This window comes from Streptomyces sp. NRRL S-378, from assembly GCF_000720645.1.
In the GTDB taxonomy this organism is placed as follows: Bacteria; Actinomycetota; Actinomycetes; order Streptomycetales; family Streptomycetaceae; genus Streptomyces.
Window position 1 is genome coordinate 1 of record NZ_JOBX01000075.1, and the last position, 17,235, is coordinate 17,235.

General features: G+C 73.4%; 14 protein-coding genes. 5 read left to right on the top strand and 9 right to left on the bottom strand.

Features of this window, described 5'->3' with window-relative positions:
* The first annotated feature begins 103 nt into the window (after nucleotides 1–103).
* Both IH80_RS0133345 and IH80_RS0133350 read left to right on the top strand, forming a co-directional pair.
* Complete coding sequence (locus IH80_RS0133345) at nucleotides 104–610, top strand: GNAT family N-acetyltransferase (RefSeq protein ID WP_030965440.1); 507 nt, start codon at nucleotides 104–106, stop codon at nucleotides 608–610.
* Between the two features lie 78 nt (nucleotides 611–688).
* Entirely contained in the window at nucleotides 689–1,681 is a 993-nt protein-coding gene (locus IH80_RS0133350; protein WP_030965441.1) for an NAD-dependent epimerase/dehydratase family protein, read from the top strand.
* 99 nt (nucleotides 1,682–1,780) lie between these two features.
* Here the strand turns inward: IH80_RS0133350 and IH80_RS0133355 are convergent, their stop codons facing one another.
* The 7 genes from IH80_RS0133355 to IH80_RS0133385 form a co-directional block, all read right to left on the bottom strand.
* Nucleotides 1,781–2,590, bottom strand: coding sequence for a class I SAM-dependent methyltransferase (locus IH80_RS0133355; RefSeq protein WP_030965443.1), 810 nt, complete (start codon nucleotides 2,588–2,590; stop codon nucleotides 1,781–1,783).
* A gap of 165 nt (nucleotides 2,591–2,755) precedes the next feature.
* Nucleotides 2,756–3,646 (bottom strand): ATP-binding cassette domain-containing protein, encoded by an 891-nt coding sequence (locus IH80_RS0133360; protein ID WP_051810219.1) that lies wholly within the window; start codon nucleotides 3,644–3,646, stop codon nucleotides 2,756–2,758.
* Nucleotides 3,643–4,653, bottom strand: a complete 1,011-nt coding sequence (locus tag IH80_RS0133365; RefSeq protein ID WP_051810220.1) for an ABC transporter ATP-binding protein — start codon at nucleotides 4,651–4,653, stop codon at nucleotides 3,643–3,645. The genes IH80_RS0133360 and IH80_RS0133365 overlap by 4 nt, the downstream gene beginning before the upstream one ends.
* On the bottom strand, nucleotides 4,653–5,522 hold the full coding sequence (locus tag IH80_RS0133370; protein WP_030965448.1) for an ABC transporter permease: 870 nt from the start codon (nucleotides 5,520–5,522) through the stop codon (nucleotides 4,653–4,655). The genes IH80_RS0133365 and IH80_RS0133370 overlap by 1 nt, the downstream gene beginning before the upstream one ends.
* On the bottom strand, nucleotides 5,519–6,487 hold the full coding sequence (locus IH80_RS0133375) for an ABC transporter permease (protein ID WP_030965449.1): 969 nt from the start codon (nucleotides 6,485–6,487) through the stop codon (nucleotides 5,519–5,521). Before IH80_RS0133375 ends, IH80_RS0133370 begins: the two co-directional genes overlap by 4 nt.
* Nucleotides 6,484–8,160, bottom strand: coding sequence for an ABC transporter substrate-binding protein (locus tag IH80_RS0133380; protein WP_051810221.1), 1,677 nt, complete (start codon nucleotides 8,158–8,160; stop codon nucleotides 6,484–6,486). Before IH80_RS0133380 ends, IH80_RS0133375 begins: the two co-directional genes overlap by 4 nt.
* 119 nt (nucleotides 8,161–8,279) lie before the next feature.
* A complete protein-coding gene (locus IH80_RS0133385; RefSeq protein WP_030965451.1) occupies nucleotides 8,280–9,962 on the bottom strand; it encodes an amidohydrolase in 1,683 nt (560 codons plus the stop codon).
* A 127-nt stretch (nucleotides 9,963–10,089) separates the two neighbouring features.
* Between IH80_RS0133385 and IH80_RS0133390 the strand changes: the two genes are divergently transcribed.
* The 3 genes from IH80_RS0133390 to IH80_RS0133400 all read left to right on the top strand — a co-directional run bounded on the left by IH80_RS0133390 (nucleotide 10,090) and on the right by IH80_RS0133400 (nucleotide 13,733).
* Complete coding sequence (locus tag IH80_RS0133390) at nucleotides 10,090–10,833, top strand: TetR/AcrR family transcriptional regulator (protein ID WP_051810222.1); 744 nt, start codon at nucleotides 10,090–10,092, stop codon at nucleotides 10,831–10,833.
* A gap of 196 nt (nucleotides 10,834–11,029) precedes the next feature.
* Complete coding sequence (locus tag IH80_RS0133395) at nucleotides 11,030–11,668, top strand: PASTA domain-containing protein (RefSeq protein WP_030965454.1); 639 nt, start codon at nucleotides 11,030–11,032, stop codon at nucleotides 11,666–11,668.
* A gap of 211 nt (nucleotides 11,669–11,879) precedes the next feature.
* Nucleotides 11,880–13,733: a glycoside hydrolase family 15 protein gene (locus IH80_RS0133400; RefSeq protein WP_030965455.1), complete on the top strand. Its 1,854-nt coding sequence runs from the start codon at nucleotides 11,880–11,882 to the stop codon at nucleotides 13,731–13,733.
* Between the two features lie 411 nt (nucleotides 13,734–14,144).
* Here the strand turns inward: IH80_RS0133400 and IH80_RS0133410 are convergent, their stop codons facing one another.
* Nucleotides 14,145–16,172, bottom strand: a complete 2,028-nt coding sequence (locus IH80_RS0133410; protein WP_030965457.1) for a prolyl oligopeptidase family serine peptidase — start codon at nucleotides 16,170–16,172, stop codon at nucleotides 14,145–14,147.
* Nucleotides 16,162–17,229, bottom strand: a complete 1,068-nt coding sequence (locus IH80_RS0133415) for an AI-2E family transporter (protein ID WP_030965459.1) — start codon at nucleotides 17,227–17,229, stop codon at nucleotides 16,162–16,164. The genes IH80_RS0133410 and IH80_RS0133415 overlap by 11 nt, the downstream gene beginning before the upstream one ends.
* Nucleotides 17,230–17,235: the final 6 nt, after the last annotated feature.

The window sequence follows — 17,235 nt, forward strand, 5'->3', positions numbered from 1 at the left end:
TTGTCTCGTGGGCTCGGAGATGTGTATAAGAGACAGGGCGGAGGCGGGGGCGGTCGGCGAAAACCCGTGTGCAGCCGGGTGGTTCCGCGCGGACAATGCCCCCATGCCTGTGCGCGCGGTCCATCCTGACGAACTGACGGTCCTCCAGGACATCGAGAGGGCGGCAGGACGCTGCTTCCGGGACATCGGGATGCCGGAGATCGCCGACGACGAGCCGCTGACGCTCGGCGAACTCGCCCCCTACCGGGAGGCGGGGCTCGCCTGGGTGGCGGTGGACGGCGCCGACGCCCCGCTCGCCTACCTCATCGCCGAACGCGTGGAGGGCAACCTCCACGTCGAGCAGGTCTCCGTGCACCCGGACCACGCCCGCCGCGGTATCGGCCGGTCCCTGCTGGAGCACCTCGCCGCCGTCGCCGTGGGCGAGGGCGCGCCCGCGCTGACGCTCACCACCTTCACCGAGGTCCCCTGGAACGCCCCGTACTACGTCCGCTGCGGCTTCCGTCCCCTCGCCGCGGAGGCGCTCACTCCGGGCCTGCGCGAGATCCGTGCGCGCGAGGCGGCGCACGGGCTGGACCGGTGGCCCCGCGTCTGCATGCGCCGCGATCTGTGAGGCCGGTGCGGCGCCCGCGTCCTTCGCCGACCGCGAACCGGAGTCGCGGTCGGCGGCCCGGTGTGCTGGGGTGGACGGATGGAGCTTCTGATACTGGGCGGGACCGCGTGGCTGGGGCGTGAGATCACCCGGCAGGCGGTGGAACGCGGTCACGCCGTGACGTGCCTGGCCCGCGGCGAGAGCGGCGAAGTCGCGCCGGGCGCACGGCTGGTGGCGGCGGACCGGAAGGACGGTCCAGCCGCATACGCCGGTCTCCTGGACCGCGACTGGGACGCCGTACTGGAGGTGTCCTGGCAGCCGGCGTTCGTCCGCGACGCGCTGGTGGCGCTGGCGGAACGGACCCGGCACTGGACGTACGTCTCGTCCGTCAGCGCCTACGCCGACCACGGCGCGGTCGGCGCCGACGAGTCGGCCGCGCTCCTCGCGCCAACAGAGCAGCAGTACCCGGGTCGGGAGGAGTACGGGGAGGCCAAGGTCGCCTGCGAGGCGGCCGTGCGCGCGGCGGTCGGGGACCGGCTCGTCGTCGCCCGGGCCGGACTGATCGGCGGCCCGGGAGACCACACCGGGCGGTCGGGGTACTGGGTGGCCCGCGCCGCCCGCACGGTGGACCAGCCGATGCTCGTACCGCACTCCCCCGGCCTGCCGACGCAGGTGGTGGACGTGCGTGATCTCGCGGGATGGCTGCTGGACCTCGCGCAGGAGGGCACGGTCGGGACCTTCGACGCGGTGGGGCCCGTCGTGCCGTTCGACGAGTGGGTCGACCTGTCGCGCCGCGCGGCCGGGCACACCGGGAAGGTGGTGACGGCGGACCCGCAGTGGTTCCTGGACCGGGAGGTCGCGCCGTTCATGGGACCGGAGTCGCTGGCCATGTGGATGACCGACCCGCGGTGGGCGGGCTTCTCCGCCCGCAGCGGTGCCGCGGCGCGCGCGGCGGGGCTGCGGCACCGGCCCCGCGCGGAGATGCTCGCGGACCTCCTGGAGTGGGAGCGCGCCGAGGGCCTGGACCGCGTCCGCCGGGCCGGCCTGAGCACCGGCTACGAACGCGGACTCCTCGCCGAGCTCGACGGCTGAGGCCGGCCGCGGCCGGGACCCGGTCGGCGGCCCGGTCCCGTCGGCTCCGTACCGTCGGCGGCCCGGTCAGCGACCCGGCCCGTCAGCGCCGGGCCCCGGTCAGCGTCGCGGCCTGGTGGCGACGGCGGCCCGGCTACGAAGGGTCCGGACGTAGGTGCCGCAGGGATCGTGGTCGAGCAGGGCCCGGCGCAGCTCCGTCTCGAAAGCTGCCGTGCGGTCGCCCAGCACGGCCGGGCCGCAGGAGAGGGAAAGCTGGAGGCCGACCACCTCGTCCACGGTCCGGCGGACGGTCTGGTCCCACTGGTGGGTCTCGACGCGCGAGAGCGGCGACTTCGCGAGGAGGTCGCCCAGCTCGTCCCAGTCCTCCCGATCCTCCCGGTCCTCCCCGTCGGCCCGGTCCTCCCCGTCAACCCGGCCGGTTCCGAGGAAGCGTGCGCGCACCTCCTCGACCACGGTCACCCAGGCCGGCCGCGGTTCCCCGGGCCGGTGCAGGGAGGCGACGAGGGCGAGCCCGCCCCTGGGCGCGAGCACCTCGTCGAGGTCGGTCAGCACCCGCGCCCGGTCCATCAGGTGGAAGGCCCTGCCGATGACGCACACGTCGATCCGGGGCAGGCACAGCCGGGTGATGGCGGCGTCGTCGCCGCGCAGCCACGAGATGTTCGTGAGGCCGCGCTCCGCGGCGAGCCGGGCCCCCTCGGCGAGCATCGCCGGCTCCGGATCCACGGCGTACACGTGGTCGGCCGACGGGGCCAGGGGCAGACCGAGGGTGCCGGGTCCGGAGCCGAGGTCCAGGACGGTCTGGGAGCCGTCGAGCACGAAGCGGTCCGCGAGCAGGGCGTGGAACTCCCGCGGGTACGGGGGCCGGTAGCGGGCGTAGTAGGGGGCGGCGGACGCGAACGGGGTGCTCATGGGGTCCTCCCTCCGGGGTTGCATCCGCCGATCGTGGAGCACGGAACCGGCTTCCGCGTGCGCCGGGCGCCCCGAATCCCCCGAACGGATGTCTGCGGGGCGCCCCCGGGACTCCGTTCCCCCGCCCTTCGGCGTTCCCGCGGCGTTCGCCCGGTGTTTCCCGGCCTATGCCGGAGAGCGTTTCGGGTCGAGGGCCCGGCGGCGCGGGCCGATCGAGTCGGGGTCCCAGCCCGGGCGGGGTACCGACGCCATGAGCAGCCTGGTGTAGGGGTCGCGGGGCGCGGCGAGGAGTTCGGCGACCGGGCCGTGCTCCCTGGTCCGGCCGCGGTACATGACCAGGGCCTCGTCGCAGACGTAGCGGACCACCGCCAGGTCGTGGCTGACGAGGACCAGCCCGATGCCGGTGTCGCGCCGGATGTCCGACAGCAGGTTGAGGACCTGTGCCTGTACGGACACGTCGAGGGCGGAGACCGCCTCGTCGAGCACCAGGACGGCGGGCCGGACCGCGAGCGCCCGGGCGATGGCGGCGCGCTGGCGCTGCCCGCCCGAGAGGTGGCGGGGCAGGGCGGCCGCCTCCCGGTCGCCCAGGCCCACCTTGGCCAGCAGCTCCCGCACCCGCACGGCCCGGGCGGCCGGGTCGCGGGAGCCGTGGAGCCTCAGGACGCCGTCGATCGTCGCGCCGATGCTCATCCGGGCGTCCAGGGAGAGGTAGGGGTCCTGGAAGACGATCTGGACGGCTTTCGCCCGGGCCAGCCGGGCCGCCTTGCCCCGTACGGAGGCGGCCAACGGCTCGCCCTGTACGAGGATCCGGCCGGCGTCGGGGCGTTCGAGGCCGACGAGCATCCGGGCGGTGGTGGTCTTCCCGGATCCGGATTCGCCGACGATGCCGAGGGCGCCGCCGGGCGGGAGGGTGAAGGAGAGGTCGTCGACCGCGACGACCTCGGTGCCGCCCGTCCGGTAGGTCTTGCGCAGACCATCGGCCTCCAGGAGCGCGGGCGCGGCGGCGGGAGCCGGTACGGGTGAGGGAGCCGGCGCGGGGGTGGAAACGGTGGTCACCTGTCCTCCTTGCAGGACGCGGGGGATGCAGCCGGGGCCGGGGCCGCCGCGGCGACTTCGGCGGTGCGGTGGCAGGCCACCTCGGCCCGGCCGTGTCGCTCCGGCAGCGGCGCGGACCGGTCGCAGCGGCCCGGCTCGGCGAAGCGGCAGCGGGGTGCGAAGGCGCAGCCGGGGGCGGACTCCAGCAGGCCCATGGGGGCTCCGGGGATGGGGGTGAGGCGGGCGAGCGGGCCGTGCAGGGGCGGGGAGGAGCCGAGCAGGCCCGCGGTGTACGGGTGGCGGGGTGCGGCGAAGAGCTCCCCGACGGGCGCCGTTTCGACGATCCTGCCCGCGTACATCACGTGGATCCGGTCGCTGACGGCGGCCGCGAGCTCGATGTCGTGGGTGATCAGGAGGAGGCCGAGGCCGCGTTCGCGCTGGAGCCGGCCCAGCACGGCGAGGATCTCGGCCTGGGTGCTGACGTCGAGGGCGGTGGTGGGTTCGTCGCAGAGCAGGAGCCGTGGTTCGGTGGTGAGGGCGGCGGCGATCACCACGCGCTGGAGCATGCCGCCGGAGAGCTCGTGCGGGTACTGCTCCAGGTGCCGGTCGGGGTCGGGCAGGCCGACCGCGTCGAGCAGTTCGGCGGCCCGGGCCGCGGCCCGGGCCCTGGACCAGCCGTGGGCCAGACGCAGCGGCTCGGTGAGGAAGTCCCCGACGCGGCGTACGGGGTTGAGGGCGGCGCGGGGGTCCTGGTAGATCATCGCGGCCTTGTTCGTGCGTACGTCGCGCAGGGCTGCGGCGTCGGCGCCGACGACGGCGGTACCGGCGACGCGGACCTGGCCGGTGATGTCGGCGCCGGCGGGGAAGAGGCCGAGGGCGGCGCGGGCGGTGACGGACTTCCCCGAGCCGGACTCGCCGACGAGGGCGACGACTTCTCCGGCGCCGACCCGCAGGTCGACGCCGTCCAGGATCGGCCGGGCCGTGCCGGGCAGGGTGACGCCGAGCGCGTCGTATTCGAGCAGCGGCATCAGGAGTCCCTCCCGGCGAGCCGGTCGCCGAGGCTCTCCCCGACGACGTTGAAGGCAACGACCACCAGGACGACCGCGACGGCCGGGGCGATCGCCGACAGCGGCTGACCCTGGAGCACGGCGGCCTGCCCCTGGTTGATCATGGCGCCCCAGTCGGGGGTCGGCGGCTGGACACCGAGCCCCAGGAACGAGAGGGCGGCGAGGTCGAGCAGGGCGTACCCGAAGTTCACCGTCGACTGGGCGAGCAGGGTCGGGGCCATGGTGGGGAGCATCCTGCGGACCGTCACGAACAGGGCGGAGTGCCCCTGGACCCGGTAGGCGGCGATGTACGGGCGGGCCTTCTCCTGCACCGCGAGGCCGCGCACCAGTCGCGCGGTGTACGGCATGTAGGCGATCGCCATGGCGACGACGGGCGCGGTCATGCCCTTGCCGAAGAGGGCCACGGCGAGGATGGCGAGCAGCAGCGCGGGGAACGCGAACACGATGTCGAGCACCCGGCCGGTCATGGCGTCGATCCAGCCGCCGCGCCAGGCGGTGAACAGGCCCACGGCGGTGCCCAGCACGGTGGAGGAGACCACCACCGCGAGGGGTCCGGCGAGGCTGGTGCGGGTGCCCGCGACCAGCGCCGAGAAGGTGTCGCGGCCGCCCTGGTCGGTGCCCAGCCAATGGTCCGCGCCGGGACCGAGGAGGGTGTCGCCGAGCCTGCCGAACGTCGGGTCGTGGGGGGTGAGCCATGGCGCGAGCAGGGCCACCAGGACGAACAGGACCAGGGTTACCAGGCAGGTCCGCCGGAGCCGGCCGCCGCCGAGGAGGCGGATCCAGGTCAGGGGGCCGCGGGCCGCGGACGCCCGTGCGGTGTGCGTGCTCATCGTGCGCTCCCCGCCGCCGCCGTGCGCGGATCGATCAGCGGGTGCACCAGATCGACAAGGGCGTTGACCACGACGAAGGCGGCCACGACGAGCAGCACGATGGCCTGGACGACCTGGAAGTCGAGCTGGTCCACCGACTGGACGAGCAGGGAGCCCACGCCGGACATCCCGAAGGCGGTCTCGACGATCGCGGTGCTGACCAGCATGCCGGACACGAGGAGGGCGGACACCGTCACGATCGGGCCCAGCGCGTTGCGCAGGACGTGGCGCCTGATGACGGTCCTGCGGGGTGTGCCGCGGCTCAGGGCGACCTCCACGTGCTCGCGGCGCAGTTCGTCGAGCATCGCGGAGCGGGTCACCCGGGTCACCAGTGCCACGAAGGTCACGGACAGCGCGGCGGCCGGGAGGACCACGTGGTGGAGCCGGTCGAGGAGGCCGGTGCCGTTGCCGATGGTCGGGAACCAGCCCAGTTGCACGCCCAGGACCGATCTGAGCAGGAGGGCCGCGACGAAGGCGGGTGCGGCGGCCCCCACCGTGACCAGCAGCATCAGGGAGCGGTCGGTGCGCGATCCGCGGCGCAGGGCGCCGACGATGCCGGAGCCGAGCCCGAAGACGGCGATCATCAGCGCCGAGACGCCGATGAGCAGCAGGGACGCGGGCAGCCGCGACCAGATGACGGAGGAGACGTCCTGGTGGAGGAGGTACGAGCGGCCCAGGTCGCCGTGGAGGACGCCCTCCAGCCAGTGCCAGTACCGGACGAGGAACGGTTCGTCGAAGCCGTACTGGCGGCGGATCTCGGCGAGTTCCTCCGGGCCGGCGCTGCGCCCCTTCACCAGGAAGGAGGCCGGGTCGCCGGGTGCCAGGAAGAGGGAGGAGAAGACGAGGAAGGAGGTGACGAGCAGGGTCGCCGCCATCCCGGCCAGTCTGCGCAGGATCCGTACGGCCCGTGCCGCGACGGCGGTCATCCGCGCGCCCCGATCTCAGCGGCCCACGGGTAGTACAGGTAGGCGATGGACGGCTGGACGCCGGTGATGCGCTTGCCGAGGAAGACGCTCACGGGCTGGGTGTAGAGGGGCAGCCAGGGCAGTTCGCGCAGGGCGATGCGCTGGGCCTCGGCGTTGGCGGCGGTGTGCTCGACGGGGTCGTGGGCGGCGACGGCCCGGTCGACGGCCGCGTCGAAGGCGGGGTCGGACCAGCCGCCGTAGTTGCTGAACGCGTCGGTCCGCAGGGCCCCGTACATGTCGAGCGGGTCGGTGATGGAGGTGTTCCAGAAGGTGAGGAAGAGGTCGACGCCCTCGCGTGCGGCGGGGTCGGTGAAGAGCGTGGAGTACTTCTCGGCGGAGACGGAGTCGATCTGCGGCTTCAGGCCGATGGCCGTGGCGGCCTGGGCGACGGCCTGGGTGATGATGGTCGTCTGGGAGTCCAGCGGGCTCGTCGCGATCACGACCTTCTGGCCGTTCACTCCGGCCTCGGCGGCGAGTGCCTTGGCCTTGGCCGGGTCGTAGGGGTAGCGGGGCAGGTCGCGCCGGATCGCCTCGTGGGTCGCGGCGGGGGCGTCGGTCCAGAGGTTGTCGGTGACGAGGGAGTGGGCGACCTCGCCGACGCCGCCGACACCGGCCTTGAGGATGCCCTCGCGGTCGATGGCCATGAGGAGGGCCCGGCGTACGCGGGCGTCGCCGAGCGGGCCCTTGAGGTTGCTGACGACCTCGTCGGCGACGGTGGTGTTGCGGCCGAAGTAGAGCGTTCCGGCCTTGGTGTCGCGCAGCCCGGCGTAGGCGTCCGCCGGGACCATCCAGCCGCCGTCGACCTCACCGCTCTGGAAGGCGTTGACGCGGGTGGTCGCGTCGGCGAGGAAGACGAAGGTCACCTGGCCGGCCTTGGCCTTGAGCGCGGGGTTCCAGTAGTCGTCGAAGCGCTTGAGGGTGAGCGACTGGCCTGAGGTCCACGAGCCGAAGGAGAAGGGGCCGGTGCAGTTCACACCGGTCCGCGGGTTGCCGTAGTCGTTGCCGGACGCGGCGAGGGTGGCGGCGGACTCCACGGTGCCGGGGCCCGCGGCGAGGTACTTGTTGAAGGTGGAGTCGGGCTGCGTCAGGGTGACGGTGACCTCCAGTGAGCCGGTGCGGTCGACCGACTTGACGTTGCGGAAGGGGTTGGCCCAGACGCTCGCCGTCTGCGGGTCGAGGTTGCGGCGCAGGGAGGCCACCACGTCGTCGGCGGTGAGGGTGGTCCCGTCGTGGAAGCGGACGCCGGGGCGGATCTGGTAGACCCAGGTGGTGGGAGTGGGGTTGGTGTACGAGGTCGCGAGGTTGGGCGAGGTCGTCAGGTCCGGGTTCCAGCGCAGCAGGCTCTCGCAGACGTTGGCGAGGATCTGGTTGGGCGGGAAGTCGTAGGCGTGGGCGTAGTCGATGGTGGTCGGCTCCGCGTAGATCGACCAGGTGAAGGAGTCGACGTCGCCGGCGGGGGCGGGGGTCCTGTCGGTGAGCTGGAAGGCCGTGGCGGCGTCCTTCCCCCGGCCGGTGGTGCCGGTACCCGTGCAGGCGGTGGTGACGAACAGCGCGGCCGCGGCGAGGGCGACCGTCGCGGGGGTGCGGACCCTGCCGCGTCGGCGCGGCGGCGTTCCCGATGTGGCTGGTGGCATCGTCTGGCTCCCTGAGGGGTGAGCGGGGTGGGGTGGGTGGTGCGCGGCCGGTGGCGGGACGGCCGGTGACTGCGCGATGGGGGCGGCCCGGTGGGGGCGGCCGGGTGGGGGCGGCCCGTTCAGTCCGTCGCGGTGAAGACGGCTTCGCCGTCCAGGTACGTCCGCAGGACGCGGGTGTCGGCGATCTCCTCGGCGGGACGGGTGAAGGGGTCGCGGTCCAGGACGACGAGGTCGGCGTACTTGCCCGCCTCGACGGTGCCGGTGACGTCGTCGAGGTGGTTCACCCAGGCGCTGCCCGCGGTGTAGGCGGTCAGCGCCTGCGCGAGGGTGAGGGCCTGCTCCGGGAAGAACGGGGGCATGGGTCCGGAGGTCCGGGCGGGGTCGAGGTCCTCCACCGGTACGGCACGGTTGACGGCCCCGTGGATGCCCCAGAGGGGGTTGGGGCTGCTCACGGACCAGTCGCTGCCGGCGACGAGGCGGGTGCCCGCGCGCAGCAGGTCCCCGAAGGGGTACTGGAGGGCGGCCCGTTCGGGTCCGAGGAAGGGGATCGTGAGCTCGTCCATCTGCGGTTCGTGGGCGGCCCACAGCGCCTGGATGTTGGCGGCGGCGCCCAGGGCGGCGAACCGGCCGATGTCGCCGGGGTGGACGAGTTGCAGGTGGGCGAGGTGGTGACGGTTGTCGTTGGGCCCGTTGGCGGTGCGGGCCGCGGTGAGGGCGTCGAGCACCTCCCGTACGGCGCGGTCGCCGAGCGCGTGGAAGTGGAGCTGGAAGCCGGAGCGGTCGAGCCGGGTGACGGCCTCGGTGAGGAGTGCGGGTTCGATGAAGCTGAGGCCGGAGTTGGCCGTGGCGCAGCCGCAGCGGTCGAGGTAGGGCTCCAGCAGGCCGGCGGTGAAGTTCTCCGCGATGCCGTCCTGCATGATCTTGATGCTGGTGGCGTCGAAGCGGCCGACCCGTCCGGTGCGGCGGCGTTCCTCCAGTTCGGGAATCTGCTCCAGGCCGCGTTCGCGGTCCCACCACAGGGCGCCGACGACGCGTGCGCGGAGCGAACCCTCTCGGGCGGCGCGCAGGTAGACACCGTAGTTGTCGGGGTTGCCGGGGAAGGCGCCGATCATGGCGTCCTGCCAGCCGGTCACGCCGAGGGAGAAGAGGTGCTCCTGGGCGGCGAGGAGACCGGCGTGCGCCTCGTCCGGGGTGGCGATGGGCACGTGGCGGGCGACGAGGTCCATGGCGCCCTCCTGGAGGGTGCCGGCGGGGGTGCCGTCGGGCTCCCTTTCGATCCGGCCGTCGGCCGGGTCGGGGGTGGCGCGGTCGACGCCGGAGAGTTCGAGGGCGAGGGTGTTGGCCCAGGCGCCGTGACCGTCCCGGTTGGTGAGCATGACGGGGCGGTCCGGGACCACCGCGTCGAGCATGGCGCGCGTCGGCGTGCCGCCGGGGAAGGCGTCCATGGACCAGCCTCCGCCGCGGATCCACGCGGCTCCGGGGTGCCGCCGCGCGTACGCCGCCACGACCTCCAGATAGCCGTCGATGGTGCGTTCCGCGCTCAGGTCGCAGCCGAGCATCTGCGCTCCGGCCACGACCGGATGGACGTGTGCGTCCTGGAAGCCCGGGGCGAGCAGTCCGCCGCGCAGGTCGACCACCTCGGTGTCCGCGTCCGCGAGGGAGCGCACCGCGCTCTCGTCGGTGACGGCGAGGATCCGTCCGCCGCCCACGGCGACGGCGGCGTCGACGGGGGCCGGACCGGTCCCGGTGAACACCTTCCCGCCCACGAATACGGTGTCGGCCCGCTGCCTGTTCTTGGACATCGACGCATCCTCCGGCTCGGCGGGCGGACCCGCTCGGCTTGTTGTTGAGGAGGAGTGAACGGGAGCGCAACATTGTTGTCAACGGTGTTGCGCCAGTTCCCTTCGCCATCGATACACTGGCGGCACCATGCCGAAGCCATCCGACACCCCAGCCCGGTCCAAGCGCGCGGGCAGCCAGCTCACACCGGACGCGATCATCGAGGCGAGCCTGCGCATCGCCGCCCGCGGCAGCGAGGACGCCTTCACCGTCCGCCGCCTCGGCGAGGAGCTCGGCGCCGACCCGACGGCCATCTACCGGCACTTCCGCGACAAGGACGAGCTCCTGCTGTCCGTCGCCGACCGCACGCTGGGCGAGGTCCTCGACGGCATCCCCGAGGGCCTCGACTGGAAGGGCCGGCTGCGGGCGCTCGCGGACGGCTCCCTGGAGGTCGCGCTGAAGTACCCGGTGGTCGGTTCGACCATGGCCAGCCGGACCACCCGCCGGCCGAACGAGTTCCGGGTGGTCGAGCTGATCCTCGGCGCCGTCATGGAGGCCGGGCTGGACGGCGCCGAAGCGGCCGTCCACTACCGCATGGTGGGCGACTCGCTCCTGGCGTACGTCGGCCAGCGCGCCGCCTACCTGCTGTTCGACCCGGACGTCCGGGCGGCCGACGAGGCCTCATGGAGCCGTGAGTACCGCCTGGTCGATGCCGAGGGGTTCCCGAACATCACCCGACTGGGCACACAGCTGGCCGAGGTGACGGACGATCAGATCTTCCTCGCCAGGGTCGAGGCGCTGATCACCGCGATCGAGCAGCGGGTCGAGACCCTCCGCCAGGGCCAGGGCCCGCCCACGCCCGCAGGCCCGCAGGCGTCCTCTGCGGGCGTGTAGCGGCCCAGGTCGATGCGGCCCCCGGGGCCACTCACTGCGCATGAGGCGGCCCCTCCCGGCCGGCCCCGCTCGGCCTCGCCGCGCATCAGCACGTCGCTGCGGGCCGGCCCCCGGTCGCCCACCCGCACGACGCCGACCGCGTCACAGCAACGTCACAGCCACCTCACGCCGCCCGCACATCGGACAGCATGGCGCGATGCGCCCACACCACACCGTCGCCCTGACCGTCACGGCCGTCGCCCTGCTCGCCCTCACCGCCTGCGACCCGCAGACCAGCGACACCGGTAAGCCCGCCGCACCCGAGGCCCCGGCCGCACGTCCTGCCGCTTCGGCCTCCAGCGCTCCGGCGGCCAAGAAGACCGCCACCCTCCCCGACATGGTCGGCAAGGGCCTCCAGACCGCCCAGGACGAAGCGCAGGCGGCCGGATTCGCCCTCCTCACGTCGCACGACGCACTCGGCCGGGACCGTCTCCAGGCCCTCGACCGGAACTGGAAGGTCTGCTCGCAGACGCCGCCCGCCGGCGCGAACGTCGACACCGGCGCCACCCTTGACTTCGGTGCCGTCAAGCTGGAGGAGACCTGCCCCGCGGCCGACGCGCCCGCCCCGAAGCCGGCCGGTGACACCCTGCCGGACTTCGCCGGGCAGGGCATGAAGGCGGTCCGTGGTGCACTGCCCTCGAACGCGAGCATCTCCGTGAAGGACGCCCTGCAGAGCCGCATGGTGCTGCAGGAGTCGAACTGGAAGGTGTGCTCGCAGGATCCGAAGCCGGGGACGGCGCTGACGGGGCAACCGGTGTCGTTCAAGGTCGTCAAGACCGAGGAATCCTGCCCGTAGCCGTGCGCCACGCAGGGCGGCAGGTCCGGCATGCCCGGGCCGGGCTCCGGAATGCGGCGGTCACAGGGGCGGTGCACCCTTGATGTGACGACGCACCGTGGCAGTCCGTGGCACCGCAGAACCCGGTGATCGCGGGCCGGCCCGGCTCCGGTCACGTGTTCGCAGCGCGCCTGGCCTGCCTTGTCCCCGTAACGGGGTGAGGGAGCCGCTCGTGAACGCCTACCCGCCCATCGCCGATCACGGAATGGTCGGCGACCTCCAGACCGCCGCGCTGGTGTCCTCGCAGGGCACGGTCGACTGGTGGTGCACACCACGGTTCGACTCCCCCAGCGTCTTCGCCTCCCTCCTCGACAGCGAGCGCGGGGGCTACTGCAAGCTCTCCGCCGACCTCGCCCACGAGCCCGGAACCGTGGTCCGCCAGCTCTACCAGGCGGACACGGCCGTGCTCGTCACCCGGTACATGGGGCCCGGCGGCGTCGGCGAGGTCGCCGACTTCATGGTCCCCCTGAACACCACCACCCCGACGCAGCGGCACCGGCTGGTCCGCGTGGTGCGCGTGGTCCGGGGCAGTCTGGACTTCGACCTCGAATGCCGCCCGCGGTTCGACTACGGGCGCGCCTCCCACACGTGCGAACAGACCGACGACACCTCGGTGGTCTTCACCGGTCCGGGCACCCGGCTGTACCTCCAGGTCGCCGGGGCGTCGGGTCCCCTCGGACTGCGGCGCGACGGCGACGACGCCACCGCCCGTTTCACCCTGACCGCGGGCAACGTGGCCGCCGTGGTGCTGACCAGCGACGCCGACGACGGCCCGGCGCCGCCCCCGCTGTCGGCCGCGGGAATCAGCGACGAGCTGCAGGCCTGCCGCACCTTCTGGCACGCGTGGCTGCGCTTGTGCACCTACCGCGGCCGCTGGCGCGACATCGTCCACCGCTCGGCGATCACCCTCAAGCTGCTCACCTACGCCCCCACCGGCGCGCCGATCGCCGCGCTCACCATGGGACTGCCCGAGCAGGTCGGCGGCGAGCGCAACTGGGACTACCGGTTCACCTGGATCCGCGACGCCTCCCTGTCGGTCAAGGCCCTGATCGAGCTCGGGTTCGCCGAGGAGGCCGCCGCGTTCCGCCACTGGCTGCTCGACCGGCTCGCCGCCGGCGGCACCGCCTCGGGCGAGCCGCTGCAGATCATGTACCGCATCGACGGCGAACCCCAGCTGAACGAGGTGATCCTGGACCACCTGGAGGGCTACGCCGGGTCGAGGCCGGTACGGGCCGGCAACGCGGCCGCCGACCAGATCCAGCTCGACATCTACGGCGAGGCCTCCGACGCCCTGGCCCAGACCCGGGACATGGGCGGGATCAAGGGATGGAAGGCGTACGCCGACGTCCTCGACTGGCTCGCCGACCACTGGGACCGCCCCGACGAGGGCATCTGGGAGACCCGGGGCGGCCGCCAGGACTTCACCTTCAGCCGCCTCATGACGTGGGTGGCCTTCGAACGGGGCATCCGCCTGGCCGACACGTTCTCCCGCCCGGGCGACGTCGACCGGTGGCGCGAGGTGCGCGACACCGTCTTCGCGCAGATCGTCGAGCGCAGCTGGAACGCCGAGAAGCAGGCGTTCGTCCAGCACTACGGGACCGACGTGCTGGACGCCTCGCTGCTGCTCATGCCCCGGGTCGGCTTCCTCTCCCCCACCGACCCGATGTGGCTCAGCACCCTCGCCGCCATGGACCGGGAACTGGTCAGCGACAGCCTGGTCTACCGCTACAACCCGGAAGCCTCCCCGGACGGACTGCGCGGCTCCGAAGGGACCTTCAACCTCTGCAGCTTCCTGTACGTGGAGGCGCTGGCCCGGGCCGGCAAGCCGCAGGAAGCCCGCTACGCCTTCGACAAGATGCTGACCTACGCCAATCACGTCGGCCTGTTCGCCGAGGAGATCGGGCCGTCCGGTGAACAACTGGGCAACTTCCCGCAGGCGTTCACCCACCTCGCCCTGATCGCGGCGGCCCTCGCCCTGGACGAGCAGCTCGACCGGGCGGAGGCCGCGGGGGGCGGCGGTGGGTGACGTGGGTCCCGCCACCCCGCGAGGCGGAACACCGGGCGGGCTGCGCGCGTCCTGGCCCCGCTCGCCCTCGCGCAGTTCATCTGCAGCTTCGCCGGTTATGACCGACCGCTACGGCCGCAAGCGGTGCTTCCTGGCCGGCCTCACCGTCTACGGCGTCGGCGCCCTGCTGTGCGCGCTCGCCCCGGGCCTGGGCGTCCTCATCCTCGGCAACTCCATCCTGGAGGGCGTCGGCACGGCGGTCGCCGGCACCATCCTCGTCTCCGGTCTCACCACCCGCGCCTACGGAGCCGCCATGGTCACCCTGGCGGTCCTGGGACTCGGCGGTCTCGCCGCGGCGGCCCTCCTGCCCCGGGGCCGGGTCCAGGGCGGGGCGGAGCCGGGCACGCGGTGCGCGCGAGCCCGGCCGGCCGCTCACGTCGACGGGGTCAGGCGCTCCCACAGGAAGGTGTGCACGAGGGCCTCGTTGAAGGCCGTCTGCCGGTGGTCCGTGGCGCCCGCGTGGCCACCGCCGATGTGCTCGTGGAAGAACACCGGGTGACCGGCCTCGCGCAGCCGGGCGGCCATCTTGCGGGCGTGCCCGGGGTGGACGCGGTCGTCGCGGGTCGAGGTGAGCAGGAGCAGCGGCGGGTACGCGGGCCCGTCGGCCCGGATCCGGTGGTAGGGGGAGATGTCCTCCAGGTGGGGCCGGTCCGCGGGGTCGTCCGGGTCGCCGTACTCGGCGATCCAGCTGGCGCCGGCGAGGAGCTTGTGGAAGCGGAGCATGTCCAGCAGCGGCACGTGCGCGACGACCGCGCCGAACAGTTCCGGTTCGCGGGTGAGCATCGCGCCCATGAGGAGGCCGCCGTTGCTGCCGCCCTCGATGCCCAGCTGGGCCGGGGTGGTGATGTCCCGGGCGACGAGGTCCCGGGCGACGGCCGCGAAGTCCTCGTACGCCCGGACCCGGTTCGCGCCGAGCGCCGCCCGGTGCCAGGCGGGCCCGTACTCGTGCCCGCCCCGGATGCCGGCGACGACGTAGGTGCCGCCGCGCGCGAGCCAGGCGCGGCCGGTGACCGCGCTGTAGGAGGGGACTATGGAGATCTCGAAGCCCCCGTACCCGTAGAGCAGGGTGGGTCCGGGACCGGAGCGCTCCTCGGGACCCACGACGAAGTAGGGCACCCGGGTGCCGTCCGCGGAGGTCGCGAAGAACTGGCTCACCGTGAGGCCGGCGGTGTCGAACAGCGCCGGGCCCTGCTTGACGGGCTCGCTGTCGTCCTCGCCGCCCGCCGTGCCCCGGTAGAGGGTGGAGGGCTGGAGGAAGCCGGTGACGAGGTGGAAGTACTCGTCGCCCACGTCCGGGTCGGTGCAGGTGACCGAGGCGGTGGACAGGGCCGGCAGGCCCGGCAGCGGTGCCCGGCTCCAGCCGTCCGGGCCGGGCGTGAGCAGCTCCATGGCGGAGGAGACGTCGGCCCGGGTGCTGAGGATGAGGTGGTTGCGGGTCCAGCTGTATCCGGCGAGGGCGGTGCGCTCGTCGGGGGTGAACAGCACCTCGGCCTCCCGCGCCCCCTCCTGGAACGCGGCGAAGTCGAAGGCGAGGAGGCTGCCCGCCGGGTGGCCGAGCCACGGGGTCTTGGTGGTGACGGTCAGCCACTCCCGGTGGACGGAGGCGCTCGCGTCGTCCGGCACGTCGATCTTCACGGGCGGGCCGTTGCCGTCCTCGGGCAGGAGGAACAGCTCCTGGTTCCAGAAGTCGATCTGCCGGTGGACGAAGTCCCGTTCGAAGCCGGGGGTGTCGTCGTGCCAGCCGGAGGCGGACAGGTCGGACGGGCGGCCCTCGTAGACCGGCTGGGCCGCTTCGAGGGGTGTGCCGCGCAGCCAGCGGCGCACCTGGAGCGGGTAGCCGGACGTGGACATCGAACCGGGACCGAAGTCGGTCCCGATCCACACCCGGTCGTGGTCGATCCACCCGATCCGGGTCTTGGCCTCGGCGACCGTGAACCCGTCCACGACGAACTCCAGGGTCTCCAGGTCGAACTCGCGCACGACGCAGGCGTCCGCGCCGTCCCGGGAGAGCAGGACCAGGGCGTGCCGGTACTCGGGGGCGAGGACCCTGCTGCCGGCCCAGGCCCACTTCTCCCCCTCGGCCTCGGCCAGCGCGTCGAGGTCAAGGAGCACCTCCCAGGCCGGGCGGTCCGTGCGGTACTCCTCCAGGGTGGTGCGCCGCCACAGGCCGCGTACGTGGTCGGCGTCCTGCCAGAAGTTGTAGAGGTGACGGCCGCGGCGGACGACGTAGGGGATCCGCCCGTCGTCGTCCAGGACCTCGCGCATCTCCTGCTCGAGCACCTTGAAGCCGGGGTCGCCGGTCAGCGCGTCGACGGTCTCGGCATTGCGCTCCCGGACCCAGGCGAGGGCGGCTTCGCCGGATACGTCTTCCAGCCACAGGTAGGGGTCTTCATCGCTCATCAGGCGATTGTGCAGGAAGCGGCCGGCGGGCGTCGCGCAGGGCCGAGTGGACCGACCAGACGACGGAGACCAGCGGGACCGCGACCACGGCGCCGACCACACCGGCGGCGATCGCGCCCGCGACCACCGAGATCGCCACGACCAGCGGGTGGAGGCGGACGGCCCGGCTCATCACCAGCGGATGCAGCAGGTGCCCCTCGATCTGGCCGATGATCACGATGAGCGCGACGACGATCCCCGCGACGAGCGGCCCCTTCGCGGCGAGGGCGACCACCGCGGCCACCGCCAGTGCGACCGGTGACCCGATGAGGGGGATGAAGGCGGCGAAGAACTCCAGCAGCGCCAGCGGCACGGCCAGCGGGACCCCGAGGAGGTACAGCGCCAGCCCGACGAGGACCGCGTTCGTCGCCGCGACCACCACGATCCCGTGGGTGTATCCGGTGAAGGTGCGCCAGCCCGCGCGGCCGGCGATCGTCACGCGTTCCCGTGCCGTCTCGGGCAGCTGGTCGCAGAACCACGCCCACTGGCGGTCGCCGCCGTGCAGGAAGAAGAAGGAGCAGAAGACGGCGAGGGCGAGGACGGTGAGGACGTGGACGAGGCGGCCCGCTCCGCTGACCGCCTGGCTGAGGACCGTGGAGCGGTGGCTGGAGAGGTACTCGCCGATCCGCGACTGGACGTCGGCGAGCGCCTGCGGGTTCAGCCGGAAGGGCGGCTTCTCCAGCCACGCCTCGATGCCGGCGAGGCCCTCGCGGAACTCCCGGGCCAGGGTCGTGCTCTGCCCCGCCACCGCCTCGCCGACCAGGGTCAGCACGCCCAGCAGGAGCAGCGCACTGCCAAGGAGGCTCACGGCGACGGCGATCGTCCGGGGCACGGCACGGGCGAGGCGGCGGGTGGGCGCCCACAGCAGCGCGGTGACGACGAGACCGAGGAAGACCGCGACGGCGATCTCGTGGAACCGGCCCAGCAGGGCGAAGACCACGTAGACGGCGGCGCCGACGACCAGCAGGCGCCAGGCGTACGACGCGGCCGTACGCAGGAACGGTGACACCGGCGGCATGGTCCA